17 protein-coding genes and 1 riboswitch are annotated in these 16192 nt (G+C 62.7%); of the genes, 8 read left to right on the top strand and 9 right to left on the bottom strand.

All coding sequences use genetic code 11. The features are described 5' to 3' along the window. The first annotated feature begins 51 nt into the window (after nt 1-51). Nucleotides 52-245: riboswitch (yybP-ykoY riboswitch) on the top strand. A gap of 97 nt (nt 246-342) precedes the next feature. Next, a complete protein-coding gene (locus tag QCE83_RS00420) occupies nt 343-1353 on the top strand; it encodes a sodium:calcium antiporter (protein WP_309807001.1) in 1011 nt (336 codons plus the stop codon). A 131-nt stretch (nt 1354-1484) separates the two neighbouring features. Here the strand turns inward: QCE83_RS00420 and QCE83_RS00425 are convergent, their stop codons facing one another. From QCE83_RS00425 to QCE83_RS00435, 3 genes are all read right to left on the bottom strand, one after another. Next, entirely contained in the window at nt 1485-1784 is a 300-nt protein-coding gene (locus tag QCE83_RS00425) for a flagellar protein FliT (protein ID WP_309807002.1), read from the bottom strand. Nucleotides 1785-1793: 9 nt separating this feature from the next. Beyond that, nucleotides 1794-3308, bottom strand: coding sequence for a flagellar filament capping protein FliD (fliD, locus tag QCE83_RS00430; protein WP_309807003.1), 1515 nt, complete (start codon nt 3306-3308; stop codon nt 1794-1796). A gap of 166 nt (nt 3309-3474) precedes the next feature. After that, on the bottom strand, nt 3475-4983 hold the full coding sequence (locus QCE83_RS00435) for a flagellin (protein WP_309807005.1): 1509 nt from the start codon (nt 4981-4983) through the stop codon (nt 3475-3477). Nucleotides 4984-5227: 244 nt separating this feature from the next. Between QCE83_RS00435 and QCE83_RS00440 the strand changes: the two genes are divergently transcribed. After that, on the top strand, nt 5228-6178 hold the full coding sequence (locus QCE83_RS00440; RefSeq protein WP_309807006.1) for an aldo/keto reductase: 951 nt from the start codon (nt 5228-5230) through the stop codon (nt 6176-6178). A gap of 377 nt (nt 6179-6555) precedes the next feature. Beyond that, complete coding sequence (gene rpsU / locus QCE83_RS00445) at nt 6556-6768, top strand: 30S ribosomal protein S21 (protein ID WP_309807007.1); 213 nt, start codon at nt 6556-6558, stop codon at nt 6766-6768. A gap of 110 nt (nt 6769-6878) precedes the next feature. Here the strand turns inward: rpsU and QCE83_RS00450 are convergent, their stop codons facing one another. The 3 genes from QCE83_RS00450 to QCE83_RS00460 all read right to left on the bottom strand — a co-directional run bounded on the left by QCE83_RS00450 (nt 6879) and on the right by QCE83_RS00460 (nt 8769). Continuing rightward, nucleotides 6879-7244, bottom strand: coding sequence for a hypothetical protein (locus QCE83_RS00450; protein WP_309807008.1), 366 nt, complete (start codon nt 7242-7244; stop codon nt 6879-6881). Nucleotides 7245-7273: 29 nt separating this feature from the next. After that, a complete protein-coding gene (locus QCE83_RS00455; protein ID WP_309811313.1) occupies nt 7274-7699 on the bottom strand; it encodes a hypothetical protein in 426 nt (141 codons plus the stop codon). A gap of 464 nt (nt 7700-8163) precedes the next feature. Further along, the gene (locus QCE83_RS00460) at nt 8164-8769 is read right to left on the bottom strand and encodes a DNA-3-methyladenine glycosylase I (RefSeq protein ID WP_309807009.1); all 606 of its coding nucleotides are present in this window, start codon (nt 8767-8769) and stop codon (nt 8164-8166) included. 114 nt (nt 8770-8883) lie between these two features. Here QCE83_RS00460 and QCE83_RS00465 point away from each other — a divergent pair, with 114 nt between their 5' ends. Beyond that, a complete protein-coding gene (locus tag QCE83_RS00465) occupies nt 8884-9816 on the top strand; it encodes a BadF/BadG/BcrA/BcrD ATPase family protein (protein WP_309807010.1) in 933 nt (310 codons plus the stop codon). Nucleotides 9817-9929: 113 nt separating this feature from the next. After that, nucleotides 9930-10769 carry a Cof-type HAD-IIB family hydrolase gene (locus QCE83_RS00470; protein WP_309807011.1) on the top strand — a complete coding sequence of 280 codons (840 nt, stop codon included), beginning with the start codon at nt 9930-9932 and terminating at the stop codon, nt 10767-10769. 93 nt (nt 10770-10862) lie between these two features. On the opposite strand, the gene QCE83_RS00475 is transcribed toward QCE83_RS00470, so the two are convergent. The 3 genes from QCE83_RS00475 to QCE83_RS00485 form a co-directional block, all read right to left on the bottom strand. Then, on the bottom strand, nt 10863-11144 hold the full coding sequence (locus QCE83_RS00475) for a hypothetical protein (protein ID WP_309807012.1): 282 nt from the start codon (nt 11142-11144) through the stop codon (nt 10863-10865). Between the two features lie 302 nt (nt 11145-11446). After that, nucleotides 11447-12226, bottom strand: a complete 780-nt coding sequence (aqpZ, locus tag QCE83_RS00480; RefSeq protein WP_309807013.1) for an aquaporin Z — start codon at nt 12224-12226, stop codon at nt 11447-11449. 253 nt (nt 12227-12479) lie between these two features. Then, a complete protein-coding gene (locus tag QCE83_RS00485) occupies nt 12480-13544 on the bottom strand; it encodes a glycosyltransferase family 4 protein (protein ID WP_309807014.1) in 1065 nt (354 codons plus the stop codon). 720 nt (nt 13545-14264) lie between these two features. Here QCE83_RS00485 and flhD point away from each other — a divergent pair. The 3 genes from flhD to motA all read left to right on the top strand — a co-directional run bounded on the left by flhD (nt 14265) and on the right by motA (nt 16185). After that, nucleotides 14265-14588, top strand: a complete 324-nt coding sequence (gene flhD / locus QCE83_RS00490) for a flagellar transcriptional regulator FlhD (protein WP_309807015.1) — start codon at nt 14265-14267, stop codon at nt 14586-14588. A gap of 19 nt (nt 14589-14607) precedes the next feature. Then, on the top strand, nt 14608-15183 hold the full coding sequence (gene flhC, locus QCE83_RS00495) for a flagellar transcriptional regulator FlhC (protein ID WP_309807016.1): 576 nt from the start codon (nt 14608-14610) through the stop codon (nt 15181-15183). A gap of 141 nt (nt 15184-15324) precedes the next feature. Then, entirely contained in the window at nt 15325-16185 is an 861-nt protein-coding gene (motA, locus tag QCE83_RS00500; RefSeq protein WP_309807017.1) for a flagellar motor stator protein MotA, read from the top strand. Nucleotides 16186-16192 lie beyond the last annotated feature (7 nt).

A 16192-nucleotide genomic window follows, 5' to 3' on the forward strand; every position in this document is an offset into this window, starting at 1 on the left:
CAATGAGCCTGGCGAGAAGGCGCGGCTTGCCGAAACCGGAGGCATCGGGCTACACTTGCGCCGTCTTTGGGGAGTAGCCTTCCTTCGTGCGCTTTGTGTGTGTCGTGCGAAGGAGAACGCGTCAACATCCTCGGCCCTGCTGCCGTGGCGCGTTCGACCGGACCGGTTTGGCGAGACCATCGATGCACTGCGTCGTTCCTGGCCGGACGGCGCGTGGTGCATCGTGGTTCGCTCAGCGTCCGGCCGTGGAAAGATCGTGTCCCTACAACTACAACGTCTCCTTCTCACGCGTCTTTCGGCGCTTCCGTCGCGTTCGTCGCATTGCTTCATGCGAGGTGCCGCATGACGATGCTCTTCATCGAACTCGCGCTGATGCTCGCGATCATCCTGATTGCGTCGGAACTCTTCACCAACGCGCTCGAACATCTCGGCGAGCGGCTCGGCATTTCCGAAGGCGTGACCGGCTCGCTGTTCGCCGCCGTCGGCACCGCGCTGCCCGAAACCACTGTGCCGATCATCGCCTTGCTCGGCGGCACGCCCAGTCGCGCGGTCAACGAGGAAATCGGCGTCGGCGCGATTCTCGGCGCGCCGCTGATGCTCGCGACGCTCTCCACCTGCCTGATGACGATCGCGGTGCTCAAGTCGCGCGGCCTGCAAGGACGGATCGTGCCGGAGCGCAGCGGCTTCACGCGGGATCTCAACTTCTTCCTGTTCGCGTTCCTGATCGCGTGCGCGGCGATGTTCGTCCCGCATCACGCGTGGCCCGTGCGGGCGATGTTCGCGGCGGGTCTCGTCGGGCTCTACGTCTTGTATGTGATCTCGACGTTCAGGGCCTCGGCGAACCTGGTCGAAAGCGGGCACGGCACCGAAGCCCCTGAAGCGCTGTTTGCTTCACGGCTGGGTTTGAAGACGTCCATGGGCAGCATCATGCTGCAGTTCCTGGTCGGCATCGTGTTGCTGGTGGGCGGCGCGAAGGGCTTCATTCACGGCGTCGAAGGGGTGTCGCAGGCGCTCGGGATTTCGGCGCTGCTGCTGTCGCTGATCATCATTCCGATCGCCACCGAACTGCCCGAAAAGGTGAACAGCATCCTGTGGGCGCGCAGGGGGAAGGACACGCTGGCGTTCGGCAACATCACCGGCGCGATGGTGTTCCAGGGCACCTTGCTGCCCGGGATCGGCATCATGCTGACGCCGTGGGAACCGCGTGTCGAAGTGCTGACCGGCGTGTTGATCACGCTGGCGGCGGCAGCGTGGCTGCGCTTCAACGCGAAACCGAATGGCGTAGTGTTGTGGGCGCTGCTCGGGAACGGCGTGCTGTATGCGGCGTATCTGGCGCTGACGTTGGGTCGATAGAGCCCGACGGCTCGAGCCCCGCCGCAAATAAGAATGCCCGCGCGAGGCGGGCATCAAGAGCGAAGCAGCGCGCCCGACATCGGCGCGTTGTTCTTGTTGTTCTTGTGTTATCGGCGTGGCAGCAGAGAACTTTAGAAACGCGCAGCTTGTTGATAACGGCTTGCGGCTTTGGCGCCGTCCATCGAACGGCGGTAGTTTGCAGCGAGCGCCGTCTGCGCCATCTGCGCGCGCGATGCGACGGCATCGATGCTCGCCTGGATCTTGCGGATGACCGCGAGCGACTCCGCCGGCTGCTCGGCCCGCAGCGCCATGACGAGCGGTGCGCGCGCTTCGGTCAGCTCGGCGGCGCGCGCCCAGTCTTCGTTGCCCACTGCCGCTTCGATGGCCTCGGTCAGCGACCAGGCTTCCTGAATCAGTTCGTGCTGGTTCATGTCCGGTCCTTAGCTCTTGTTGGTGGCCAGCGCGCCGGCGCTGTTGGTGCCGCCGAAGAGGGCGGTCAGATAGCTCGACTGCGTCGCCATCGAGGACATCAGCGAGTTGAGCGCCGTGAACTGGTCGTTGTACGAGGTGGTCAGCTGCGCGGTGTACGCGGTGAGCTGCGTCTGCTGATCGGCGATGCTGGTCAGGTCATCGTTGAGCGCGGTTGTGCGCGTGTCGATGATGCCGCCGGTCTGCAGGAACGCCGTCAGGCTCGTGTTCAGTTGCGCGGCGACGCCGTCGGTCGTGTTGAAGAGCGAGGCGACCGTGCCGCTGCTGTTGGTGAGCGCGTCTTCGTCGGTCGAAAGCGTGCCGTCCGGCTGCAGCGTGATGCCGATCGACGCCAGGTTCACCTTGCCCGTGCCGACGCCGATGCCCTTGCTGATCGTGCTGGAGATCGTGTTCTTGATGGTGTTCATCATCGAGTCGCCGAGCAGCGCGCCTTGCGAGCTGGCGGTCGAATCGAACGACGTCAGCGACGACGCCGTGCTGATGAAGTTGTTGTAGGCGGTGACGAAGGCATCGATGGCGGTCTTCTGGCCGGTGACGTCCTGGCCGATCGTGAGCGTCTGCGTCGTGCCGACGGAGTCCGCGGTGATGTTCATCGTGACGCCCGTTACCGCTTCCTTGATCGTGTTGCTCGAACTCGTGACCGGCGTGCCGGCCACCGTCAGATGCGAGTCCAACCCCGCGCTGGATTGCGTCCAGCCGCTGGTGCTGCTGACGGTGGTGTGCTCGGGGACGGTGATGGTCTTGGTCGGGTCGGTCGGGTCCGGATCGGTGGTCGTGGTGGACGAGCTGACCTGAAGCTTGTTGATGGCGGAGGTGCTGTCGTCCGCCGTGACATCGACGCCGATCTGGTTGCCGAGACCCGTCGACGTGGAGCGCAGCACGAGGTGCGCGCCGTCCGAGCCGTTGACGATGGTCGCGGTGACGCCGGGATTGTCGGACGCCGAGTTGATCGCCGACACGATGCCCGACAGCGTGTTGTTGCTGCTGTCGAGCTTGATCGTGCTGCTGTTGTTGCCGACCTTCAGCGTGATCGAGCCGGTGCCGAGCGCGTCGGTGGTCGAGAACGTGCCGGACGTGATCGATTGCGCCGAGGCGATGTTCTGTACGTTGACCGCGTAGCTGCCGGCCACGGCCGTGGTGTCGGCGCTGCCGGTGAGGCCCTTGCCGTCGGCGGTGGCGGTGAACGAGCCGAGCGTCTTGCCGTTGGCGAGATTCGTGATCGAGCTTTGCAGCAGCGACAGCACGGACTTCAGGGTGCCGATCGCGGTGAGCTGCGTGTTGTCGGCGGTCTTCTTGTTGTTGAGCGCGTCAGTCTGGCCTGCGACCTTCGCGTTGACGATCGCGGTGACGAGCGAGTTCACGTCCATCGTCGAGTTGGTCGAACCGCTGATGATCGACTGTGCGGCCTGCTGGACGGCGCTGGTCGGATCGACAGTGGAAGCCGATGTCGTGGCTACGGTGGTCATGTGTGCTCCGCTCGTGTTACTTCGCGATCGTTTGGAAAAGGGCGGAAGTCGTCATCTTCCGAAAACGCGCATAGGGAGACGAGCTCCCTTTGCGCTGACTGCTTTGTTGCTTCCGGCGCGCATTGTACTGGCTGATGCGCGCCGGTTACAGCGTCGGCCGTGATGCTTAGCCGAGGAGCTTCAGAACTTGCTGGGGCATCGAGTTCGCTTGAGCCAGCACCGAGATACCGGCTTGTTGCAGCACTTGAGCCTTCGACAGGTTCGCGGTTTCCTGCGCGAAGTTCGCGTCGGTGATCTGCGACTGTGCCGACGACAGGTTGGTCGACTGAGCCGTCTGCGTGGCAGCGATCGACGAGAAGCGGTTCTGCGCGGCGCCGAGGTCAGCTTGAATCGAGTTGACGTCGTTCAGTGCGTTGTCGATCGATTCGATCGCGAGGTTCGCGCCATTGGCCTTCGTCAGGTCGATGTCGGAAACCTTCGGCGGGACGTTTTGCGCGTTCGCTTGAGCGATGCCGGCAGTGGCAGCGGTGGCGTTGGGGTTGGACGTGTCGAAGCCGGTCGGCGTCGTGCCGAGGGCGCCGCCAGCCTTGAACGTGACCGAGCTTCCCTTCGTGTTGTCGGCGTTCGCCGTGACGGTGAACAGGGCCGCGCCAGCCGTAGCAGCATCATTGCCGTTCTGGTCGGTGTACGTCATCGTGCCATCGGACTTCTGCGTGATGGTGATCGACGTGATCGTGCCCGCGCCGGCCGCAGCGGCAGCGCCAGTGGCGTCCACGTTCAGGCCCGAGATCGTGCCGAACACTGCGGTGTTGCCCGTCGTCGGAAGCGTTGCAGCAGCGCTGGTCGTGTTCAGTGCGTCCAGTGCGGTTTGAGCCGTCGTCTTTGCGCTCGCTTGCGTCGATGCTGACAGTGCGCCCGTCGTGTTCGCGGCCAGCGTCAGCGACGTACCCGTGCCGGTCGTCGTGCCTTGGAACAGCGCGGTCGTTGCTGCGCTCGACAGTGCCTGGTTGTTCTGGTCGGTGAACGTGAAGCCGCCCTTGCCGTCAGCCAGCACGTTGATCGACGTGATGTCAGCCTTGGTTGAGCCCGTTGCTGCAGCGCCGGCGCTCGTCAGGCTCAGGCCCGAGAGCGTACCGATCGTCGCGCCTTGTTGCGGCAGACCGCCACCGAGTTGAGCAGCCGACACGCCGTTGCTCAGATCGATACCGATGGTCTGGCCGACGTTCGCGCCAACCTGGAACGACACCGTGCCAGCCGAACCGTCGAGGACGTTCGTGCCGTTGTAGGTCGTTTGCGAAGCGATACGGTTCACTTCAGCGATACGCTGCGTCACTTCCTTTTGCAGCGAAGCCTGGTCGCTCGACGAGAGCGAGCCGCTCGAAGCCTGCACCGCCAGCTGGCGAATACGTTGCAGGTTGTCGGAGATCTGCGACAGGCCCGAAGCAGCCGTCTGGGTCATCGAGACGCCGTCGTTGGCGTTCGACACACCTTGGTTCAAACCGTTGATCTGCGAGGTCATGCGCGAAGCGATGGCCTGGCCCGCTGCATCGTCGGCCGCGCTGTTGATGCGCTTGCCCGACGAGAGGCGGGTGATCGCCGAAGACAGCGCGCTTTGCGTGCTGTTGAGGTTCTGCTGAGCAACCAGCGAGTTGATATTGCTATTGATACCGATCATTTGTTCTCTCCTGGGAGACTAATCTGGCTTTGGCTAATGGCACCGAGTTGTTGCCTGGCGGTCCTGCGCTCGGTGATAGCCGGCCGCCTACTTGAGGTTATCGGGCCACTCGAAAAAAACTTAAGGCCGGGCTAACCGATTTGTGTAACGAATAGTGTCGAAAGCCTTCGAAGGCCCACCCAGCAAGCCTTCCGAATCACGCGTATGCTTTTTAGTCCCTCTTCCACGCGGATTCGGAGCATTCATGCAGACACGTAATGTCGGTATATCGGAATTGAAAGTCGCGCCTTTAGTTTTTGGCGGCAATGTATTTGGCTGGACCGCCGATGAACGCACGTCGTTTTCCATCCTCGATGCATTTGTCGATCACGGTCTGAATTTCATCGATACCGCCGACGTTTATTCCGCCTGGGTCGAAGGTCATCAGGGCGGTGAATCCGAGACGATCATCGGCAAGTGGTTCAAGGAGAGCGGCAAGCGCCACAAGATCGTGCTCGCGACGAAAGTGGGCAAGCTCAGCACGCGCCCGGGGCTGACGGCCGCGAACATCGCCGCAGCCGTCGACGATTCGCTCCGACGCCTGAAGACCGATTACATCGATGTCTATTTCTCGCATTACGACGACGAACCCACGCCGCTCGACGAGACGCTCAATGCCTATCAGAAGCTGATCCAGGCGGGGAAGGTGAGGGTGATCGGCGCGTCGAACTATACGGGCGAGCGCCTGGAGGAAGCCTTGAAGGTCGCGAAGGATTCGGGCCTGCCCGCCTACCAGATCCTTCAGCCGGAATACAACTTGTACGATCGGGAAGCCTATGAAACCGGACTCGAGCCGGTCGTGCAGCAACATGACGTGGCGGTCGTGCCTTACTACGCGCTGGCGAGCGGCTTTCTGTCGGGCAAGTACCGCTCGAAGGCGGACACGCAGAACAAGGCGCGCGGTTCGCGCGTCGAGAAATATCTGGATGCACGCGGCCTGAAGATCCTCGATGCACTCGACGAAGTCGCGAAGCGCAACGACACGACACCCGCGACGATCGCGCTCGCGTGGCTGATCGCGCGGCCCAGTATCACGGCGCCGATCGCGAGCGCCACGTCCGTCGCCCAACTGGATAGCCTCGCGGCCGCGACGCGCCTCGCGCTGTCGGGCGAGGATGTCGGGCTCCTCGACGAAGCCAGTGCGTGGCAGAAATAATCTGTCACATCAAGGAGTTGGGCGGTGCGAGGTGTTGGCAGCGGCGCGCTGTTCTGGTAACATCGCGCCCGAATCGAGAAATGTGCCCGATTTCCTGCCTTCGCAGCCGAATGACACCGTCAAGATCGACAACGTCACACTCCGGCGGCGAACGGCTCCGAAACGCGCGTTCACGTCGTTCTTTCGAATGCGCATGCCGCTTCGGCGGCTGAATCCCAACTCTCTCTGTTCCGGCCTCCGTGGCCGCTTTGCTCGTGTCCGTCGCGGCGCGCTGGCTGGTGTCATCCAGTGCCGCGTCCGGCGGACGATCGGAGTGCCGGGGCGCGGCGGTTTTGTCGTCGCGCGCTTAGAAATACGTTTAGCAAACCAGGATTTACATGACCACTATCGTCCTCAAAGAAAACGAGCCGTTCGATGTCGCGATTCGGCGTTTCCGCCGCACCATCGAGCGCAACGGCACCATCGCCGAACTGCGCGAGCGCCAGTCGTACGAAAAGCCGACCACCGCGCGCAAGCGCAAGAAGGCAGCTGCCGTCGCGCGTCTGCGCAAGCGCCTGCGCAGCCAGATGCTGCCGAAGAAGATGCACTAAGCATCGCGTGCAAGCCGGGGACGCAATTCCTCGGCGTGCATGGCAAAAAGGCGGTGCGACCCGTGAGGGCGCACCGCCTTTTTGCTTTGTGTACGTGAGGAAGACTGGCTTCAGACGAACGCGTGCCGCTTGCCGAGCGCGGCCAGCAGATGCGGCCACTCATCCACGTCGGCGTCGTCGTGAACCTGCTCGAGTTCGATCAGCAAATCGATGATGTTGGGATCGTAGGCGTTCACATTCGACGCGTAGAGCGCGCGCATCAGCTCGCCGTCCTGCGCATGCCGGTAGTAGGAAATGCCGACACCTTCCAGCGCCGCCTCGTACAGATCGTCACGCACGAGCGAACCAATCGCGCACTTGCGGCCTTCCGGGCTGCGCAGGCGGCAGGAACCATTGTCATCTTCGGACACCGCGCGCTGGGTCAGCAAATGCGTGCTGACGCGTTCGTAAATGTCCTTAGGGCTCAACATCTTCATCGGGCTCAACATCACTACACCTACTGTACTCAGGCAGCCGTTTTCAGAAGTTCGGCGGAAAGCCCGAACTGACGCGCGATCGACGACAGACGCTCGCGCCATTCCCACTTGCCGAAGACGTCATGGACGTTTTGCAGGCAAGAAAGCAATTCGACGGTATTGGGATCGAACACGTTGATGCGCGCACGAAGCAGCGCGCGCTTGAGCGCCGCGACGCCGACATCCATATAGGCCGGCACATGCTCGGGCGGTTTTGCGATGTAGCGGATAGGCACGCCTTCCATCGCCGTGACGTAGTCGCGCGGCCTGATGAAACGGCCGACAGGGCAGCCGCCGCAGTAACCGCGATAGGCGCCGCCGCCATGCGGGAGCAATGCGGCCTGTCCCTGCACGAACAGATGCTGTACGGCGCTGTTGAAAATCTCCTGATGGGTCAGGAAGTTCAGGCTTTTCATGATCTTCTCCCCTGCGCCCCTGCGCAGCGGCCATGCGTTTGAATTCGAGAACCTGCACCTGCTGCTCCGGAACGGCGGCGTTGTTGCGATGCTCAGCAACATCAAAAAACGCTGATGCCTTCCGGTCACTGCTTCGAACACGGCGCTTTTCCCGGCCTGGGCGTTCGGTCTCACTATCGCCCTGTGTGCTCGCATCGGATTTCTACACTCGATGAACGATCCGTACACCGTCTTTATAACGGTTCGGCCCGGTAAAAAGGTGCGCCAGCGCACGCGAGGACGCCATTTTTACACGTACCGTACGTTCGTGCAGTGCGGAAAACCCGGTCTGATGCCTTGCTGTTCGGGGTTTTGCGCGTGCTTCACTGCAAAAAAACATGCTTCCATCAGGACTTTCCCTAGCAAGGGACAATCGCACTCGAAAATGTGGCCAAAAAACTAAAACTCTCTGCGCTTCGAGTCCTTCACTTCGATCTCGGCGACGCGCGCTTGCGCCGGGTTCCGGCAGAGGTTCGCGCAATGCATCCGGCCGCGTGATCGTTGACCATGCCGGTTGCCTGCATGAACGCATAGCAGATGGTCGTGCCGACGAACTTGCAACCGTACTGCTTGAGGGCGCGGCTCAGGGCATCCGATTCGGGCGTCGAGGCGGGCGTGGGATGCTTCGCGTCGCGCGGGGTATCGATGGTGACACCGTCGACAAACGACCAGACGAAGTCCGCGAACGATCCGTGCTCCTGCTGGATCTGCTGGACCGCGCGCGCGTTGAGCACCGCTGATGTCACCTTCGCGCGATTGCGCACGATGCGCGCGTCCTGCACTAGCCGCTCGATGTCCTCGTCGGTGAAGCGCGCCACGCGACCGATGTCGAAATTCGCGAACAAGGCGCGGTATCCCTCGCGCTTGTTGAGGATGGTCGACCACGAGAGCCCAGCCTGCGCGCCTTCGAGCACCAGCATCTCGAACAGATGCTGGTCGTCGTGGGACGGCACGCCCCATTCATGGTCGTGGTAGTCGATCATCGCGTCAGTGGTTGCCCACGTGCAGCGGGCCAGTTGGGTGTCTGCCATGTGCGGTTCCCGGTGGTCATCAAGGTCGCTTCAGCATAGCGGAACGTTCTCGTCGCGCCACCTCGTCCATTTGGCTAATTGGCGCAGGCCGCCGCGGCCGGTAAGCTGGCGTCCATGAAATCCATTCCGACTTTGACTTCCCCCACCGCAGCAACAGACGCCTTCCTGCTCGGCATTGACGGCGGCGGCAGCGGTACACGCGTGATCCTCGCGGACGCGCAGGGCGTTGAGCTCGCACGCGCCAGCGGCGGCCCGTCGGGTCTCGGGCTCGGCGTCGAGCGAGCCTGGCAGTCCATCGAGGACGCGTGCCGCAGCGCGTTCGCCAGCGCGGCGCTGCCGTTTGACTGGCGTGCCTGTGCGCTCGGCTGCGGTCTAGCGGGCGTGAACAATGCCGACTGGCTCGCGGCCTTTCTTGCGGCCGCGCCCGAAGTGCGCGCGTTGCGCGTCGAGAGCGACGCCTACACCACGGTGGTCGGCGCACATGGCGGCGAACCTGGCGTGATCGTCGCATTGGGTACGGGCAGCATCGCGGCTGTGCTGGCCCAGGACGGGGTATGCCGCATCACCGGCGGCTACGGTTTTCCGAGCGGCGATGAGGCCAGCGGAGCCTGGCTCGGGCTGCACGCCGTGGTTCATCTGCAGCGCGTGCTCGACGGTCGCGCCGCAGAAGACGGCTGGTCCCGTGAATTGCTCGCCCGGACCGGCGCGACGGATCGCGACAGTCTCGTCGTGTGGCTGTGCAACGCGAACCAGACCGCCTACGCCACGCTCGCACCCAGCGTCTTCGCGTTTCGCGATCACCCTGGTGCCGCACGGTTGCTCGCGCAGGCCGGCCAGGAAATCGAAGCGCTCGTGGCTGCGCTCGACCCGCACGGCGCCTTGCCCATTGCCTTGTGCGGCGGGCTCGCCGTTCCGTACGAGCCGTTCGTGCCGCCTGGTCTGCGCGAGCGGATGCGCGCGCCGCGTGCAGATTCGGCCGCGGGCGCGCTCGAACTGGCGCGCCGGGCGGCGTCCGGGTCCAGAGAGGCTGCGGGCACTGCGCGATAAAATGGCGCACTTCGCGGCAGGTTCCTCCGCTCATCGCTCCGCACAGGGCGCGCGCAACCAGGTAGGCAGTGTACGCAGCGCACCCGGCGCCTGAGCCCACGACAAAGGCAGGCATGTACTCGGCCATCGCAACCGATCTCGACGGCACGCTTCTGAATAGCGACCACCAGCTCGATCCCTTCACCGCCGAAACCGTGCGCACGCTGGCGGCGCGCGGCGTGCCCGTCGTCATCGCGACGGGACGGCATTATCGCGATGTCGCCGGCATTCGCGACGTGCTCGGTGTCGACGCCTATCTGATTACATCGAACGGGGCGCGCGTGCATGCGCCGGGCGATCAGCGCATCTATTCGCGCGATCTCGACCCGGCCGCCGTGCGGCGCCTCGTGCAACCGGATCTCACGGGCACGCATGGGCGCGTCATCGTCAATCTGTTCGCCGACGACGCCTGGCTGATCGACCGTCATGCGCCCGAACTGCTGGTCTTCCACCAGGACTCGGGATTCAAATATGAAGTGATGGATCTGCGCGAGCACGACGGCGAGAACATCGCGAAGGTGTTGTACATCGGCGAGCCGGCGGATCTCAAGGAAGTCGCGGCGAATCTGGAACGCGAGTTTGGCGACTCGCTGTATGTCACCTATTCGCTGCCGGATTGTCTCGAAGTCATGACCTCCGACGTCTCGAAAGGCCGCGCGCTGCGTTTCGTGCTGGAACGGCTCGACGTCGATCCATCACAGTGCGTTGCTTTCGGCGACAACATGAACGACATCGATCTGCTCGAAACTGCAGGGCATCCGTTCATGATGAACAACGCCAATCCGGACCTCATCAAGCGGCTGCCTGATGTGCCGCGCATCGGCAACAATTTCGAGGCGGGGGTTGCGCATCAGCTGCGCAAGCTGTTCGGGATTCGCGACGAACTGGCTTCGCCGGGTTACCCGCAGGACTGACGCTGGTTCGAGCAAAACGCAAGACGGGCGGCTGGTGTGGTCCAGCCGCCCGTCGCGTTTTAGTGGTCTCCCGCGAGCGGGGCATGCGCGTGCTTAGCCGCGATGTCCCCAGTTGTTGCCATAACCGCGATGATCCCAGCCGGTGCGATTCCAGTGGCCTTGATCACGGCCGTCGTGCCAGCGCGGTGCTTCGTGACGGTAGTACGGTGCGCGATACATCGGCGCCGCCGGGCGGACATAAACGGGAGCCGGGGCCACATAGGCCGGCGCGCCGAGCGACACGCCGATGTGCAGATCGCTGTGAGCCTGAGCTGCGCCGACTGCACCCATGGCAAGACCGGCGGCGACGAGCATGTGAGTGACGATGCGCTTCATTGTGTTTCTCCTTGAAGGCGACGTGTATGTCGCATGAGTCCAATGTACGGGCGCAGCGTCTTACACGCTTCGACGACTTGTTACCGTATGCAAGGACGAAGTAAGGAGAAACGGAAACGCTCTGATTCGGAGAGCGTGCGTGTGAGCCCCGTCAGACGGGCCTCACACGCAAGTGGTTTGCAACAGATGCTTAACGGCGCGGCAAATCATAAGCAAGCTTCGTAATTCGGCATTACATTTGTCGCGCCGGTTTAATCATTCGAGTCTTCAAAGAGCGTGTCCATCAGCCTTAGTTGGCTGCCTTAATCGGCCTCGCGAGCAGTCTCCGCGAGCGGAAAACCCACCGTTTTCGGGTTGCCGCGAACCTCGGAAGGCTCCTGCCGGAATGCCTGACGCGTAAGCGACGGATAGACCAGCCCTGCGATGATCGCGCCCACGATAGGCGCAATCCAGAACAGCCACAGCTGATCCAGCGCCCAGCCGCCGACGAAGAACGCCTGGCTCGTCGAGCGCGCAGGATTGACCGACGTATTGGTGACCGGAATCGAGATCAGGTGAATGAGCGTCAGGCACAGGCCGATGGCAAGCGGCGCGAAACCCTTGGGCGCCCGGTCGTCAGTGGCGCCGAGGATCACGAAGACAAAGAAGAAGGTCATGGCGATTTCGCAGATCAGCGCGGCGATCATCGTGAAATGTCCCGGCGAGTGCTCCGCAAAGCCATTGGCGGCAAAGCCGCTCAGCGAGAAATCGAAACTCGGGCTGCCGATGGCGATCAGGTAGAGAACCCACGCCCCCAAGGTCGCGCCGATCACCTGCGCAACGATATACGGCACGAGATCGCGCACGGGGAAGCGCCCCGCGGTTGCCAGGCCGATGCTCACTGCCGGATTCAGATGGCAGCCGGACACGTGACCGATGGCATACGCCATGGTCAGCACGGTGAGACCGAATGCCAGCGCAACCCCCGCGAACCCGATGCCAAGCTCAGGGAAAGCAGCGGCAAGCACGGCGCTTCCACAGCCGCCCAGAATCAGCCAGAACGTGCCGAAGATTTCGGCCCCAAGACGTTTCGATAAATTCATGTTTCCGCCTTCGTGAAATGTGAATTGCCGGTGTTTCGAAAAGAGCACTTAATGAGCGCATCGAGCGCAGTTTAAGCGCGCTTTCTTTTGCAAATTGTCAAAATTGATCGATAAATCGGCGGATTCAACACGTGCGGAAGAATTTTAGGATTGTTCGGCCACGACAGTCTCAATAAGCTCGAGACGAAAAAAAACCGCCCCGAAGGGCGGTTCTCGTTGCGGTCACCGAAGACCGCATGCATGGAAGGGCGGCTTAGCCGACGGCAACCTGGCGCAACACCGGGCGCTTGGCGGCCTGGAGCATGGCGGTGTAGCTGTCGACGTAATTCTGCGCCATCGTCTGCGCGCTGAAACGGCGTTCGAACTGCGCGCGAATCTCGGTGCGCGAGAGTTCGTCCAGACGCTGCAACGCGCCCACGGCACCCTGCACGTCCTCGCAGATGAAGCCCGTCACGCCATGATCGATCACCTCGGGCACCGAACCGCGATTGAACGCGATCACCGGCGTGCCGCAGGCCATCGATTCGATCATCACCAGGCCGAACGGCTCGTTCCAGTCGATCGGGAACAGCAGGGCCTTCGCGCCCGACAGGAAATCCGGCTTCTGCGCCTCGTTGATCTCGCCGATGAACTCGACATCCGCATGCGACAGCAGCGGCTCGATCGTGGTCTTGAAATACTCCTGGTCGACCTTGTCCACCTTGGCGGCGATCTTCAGCGGCAGGCCGCTTTGCGCCGCGATCTTGATGGCCAGATCGGCACGCTTTTCCGGGCAGATACGGCCCAGGAACGCCAGGTATTCCGGCTTCTTGTGCGTTTGCGGCGTCAGCAGTTTGTTCGGCAGGCCGTGATACACGGTGTTCAGCCAGTTGGCCTGCGGCAGCGGTCCGCGCTGGTTGTCGGAGATCGAAATCACGTTCGCCTTGGTGAACGTGTTGAAGATCGGCTGCAGCTCCGGCAGGTCGAGACGGCCATGCAGCGTCGTCACGAACGGCGTGTCCAGCTGTGTGAACAGCGGAAACGGCATGTAGTCGAGGTGGAAATGCAGCACGTCGAACTCGTGCGCACGGCGGCGGACGGTTTCGAGCAGCAGCATGTGCGGCGCGAGGGCGTCGCGGATCGTCGGATCCAGACGCAGGGCGCGCGGCCATGCGGCTTCCAGGGTCGCCTTGGTTTGCGAATCGCCGCTGGCGAACAAGGTGACGTCGTGGCCCAGATCGACGAGTGCGTCGGTCAGGTACGACACTACCCGCTCAGTGCCGCCGTAGAACTTCGGGGGTACTGCTTCGTGCAACGGTGCAATTTGTGCGATTCGCATAACGTGACTCTCCTGTTTCGGGCGGAGCGGGCGCTTTCGCGTCAGGCTCAGGTCCCATGCCGGTGAAGGCGTCATTTAAGGCATCGCAGTCACGCTCCGGTCGAGCGCTCAACACATGCCATTTCGGGCGGGCCGCGCAGGTAAGACGCCGCCCGAGATCGGCCCGGAGATGAAGATTACATCGCGACCGGGTTATCCCTTACTGCTCATTATCGGGATCGGGAGCGGCATTTCACGTCATTTTTCAATCGCTTATCGTTGTTACAGCGCGAAACAAACGCTGTTACGAAGTCAGAAATTGCAGTGTTGTCAGCAATGTAGACGAATCACACATCTGGAAAAATGACCGCGCGGCAGTGTGTAGCACGGAGCGTTCCCGGCCGCCGAACCGGACGTTCGGGCGCCTCTGGCACGCCGTCATACCGAATAAACTTGCCGAATCTCCATTAAGTCAGACGAATAGCTGCCGATATCCGGTTCTTGCATCCACAGGTGCGCTGCGTTCCGTTTTCGCGCCGTGTAGGAAAAATTCCTACACACAACCTCCTCGAAATCCTGCGATGCTTCGGACACGTTCTCCGACAGCCGCGCCTTCGCGCATCGGCGACAATCGTCTGGCACAAGAGAACACGTGCGGGGCCGGTTTCGTCGCGTCTGCAGCGAACCGAGCAAACGTTCCCCCGCCGGCCTGACCAGCCACGTAACGATTCGGGGAAAAAGATGACGAACAGCGCTACGAGTACGCTCGTGGAAATCCGCGAGGTGAATCTGTCGTATGTGCTTCTCGCCCAGCGGCTTCTGCAGGAAGACCGCGTCTCGGCGATGTACCGGCTCGGCCTGTCCGAGCAGGTGGCGCAGGTGCTGTCCTCGCTGACGCTCGCGCAGGCCGTGAAGGTGGCGTCGTCGAGCCATCTGCTGTGCCGTTTCCGCTTCGACGACCACACCATCCTTTCGTCACTGGCCGACAAGGACAAGAGCGCGGCCCTCACGCAGGCGCACGCGGCGATCCTGCTGGCCGACAGTCCTGTCGCGCAGATCGGCTGACGCACGAAGCGAACGGCCGATGGCAACCAGAAGCGTAGTGGCGGAAGTCCGCGAGATCACGCTCGCGATCGAACTGATCGGGCTGGGCGCGCGCCTGCAACTGCTCGAAGCAGAGACGAGCCTGTCGCGCGACCGGCTCATCAAGCTCTACAAGGAGCTGAAGGGCGCTTCGCCGCCGAAGGGCATGCTGCCGTTCTCGACCGACTGGTTCATGACCTGGCAGCCGAACATCCATTCGTCGCTGTTCCACGGCATCTATCGTTTCATCCATGAGCACGGCGGCGCCGACGGTACGCAGAGCACGATCCAGGCGATCGTGAAAAGTTACCGGCTCTATCTCGAACACGCCGCCCTCTACGGCGACGAACCCGTGCTCTCGCTCACGCGCGCGTGGACCCTGGTGCGCTATTTCGAATCCGGCATGCTCCAGACCAACGCGTGCACCCGCTGCGGCGGACGTTTCGTCGCGCATGCGTACGAACTGCGCGCAGGCTACGTGTGCGGCCTGTGCCAGCCGCCGTCGCGCGCCGGCAAGACGCGCAAGACGCTGGCAGCGGCCGCGGCGGCGGAGCCCGCCCGGAGCCTTGCGGCCTGACGCCGCACCCGCCCGGGCCCGTTCTGCGGCGCGGGTTGCAACGTTTGCCGGCGGCGCGGACACGCCATCAAAGTTTTCCAGTCGAGTGCCGTAAACCACCTAACGGCGGTCTTACCGCATCAAAAACGTGAGGACTCGACTGTGCTGATTTTTGTTGGAGCGCTCGTGACATTGTTGTCAGTGTTCGGCGGCTATGCCATCGAAGGCGGACACCTCGGCGCGCTCATGCAGCCCGTCGAGATCCTGATGATCGTGGGCGCGGGCGTCGGCGCGTTCATCCTCGGCAACAACGTCAAGACCATCAAGGCGACCATCCAGGTCCTCCCGACGCTCTTCAAGGGCGCGAAGTACAACAAGGGCATGTACATGGAGCTGATGGGCCTGCTCTACGTGCTGCTCGCGAAGGCCCGCAAGGAAGGCACGCTGGCGCTCGAGGGCGACATCGAGGATCCGTCCAAGAGCCCGGTCTTCAGCCAGTACCCGCAGATTCTCGCGGATCACCACATCGTCGAATTCCTGACCGACTATCTCCGTCTGATGGTCAGCGGCAACATGAATGCGTTCGAGATCGAAAGCCTCATGGACGAGGAAATCGAAACGCATCACGTCGAGGGCGAAGCCCCCGCGCACGCGCTGACCAAGGTCGGCGACGCGATGCCTGCGTTCGGCATCGTCGCGGCCGTGATGGGCGTGGTGCACACCATGGCCTCCGCGGACCAGCCGCCCGCCATTCTCGGCGAGATGATCGCGCAGGCGCTGGTCGGCACCTTCCTCGGCATTCTCCTTTCCTATGGCTTCATCGGGCCGCTCGCCAACGTGGCCGAGCAGCGCGTGGCCGAGCAGACCAAGATGTTCCAGTGCATCAAGGTCACGATCCTCGCGAGCCTGAACGGCTATGCGCCCGCGATCGCGGTGGAGTTCGGCCGCAAGGTGCTGTTCTCGACCGAACGTCCGTCGTTCGCCGAACTCGAGGAACACGTCCGCCGGGTCAAGTCGAAGTGATGCCACG

The sequence above is a fragment of the Caballeronia sp. LZ034LL genome, assembly GCF_031451215.1.
In the GTDB taxonomy this organism is placed as follows: Bacteria; Pseudomonadota; Gammaproteobacteria; order Burkholderiales; family Burkholderiaceae; genus Caballeronia.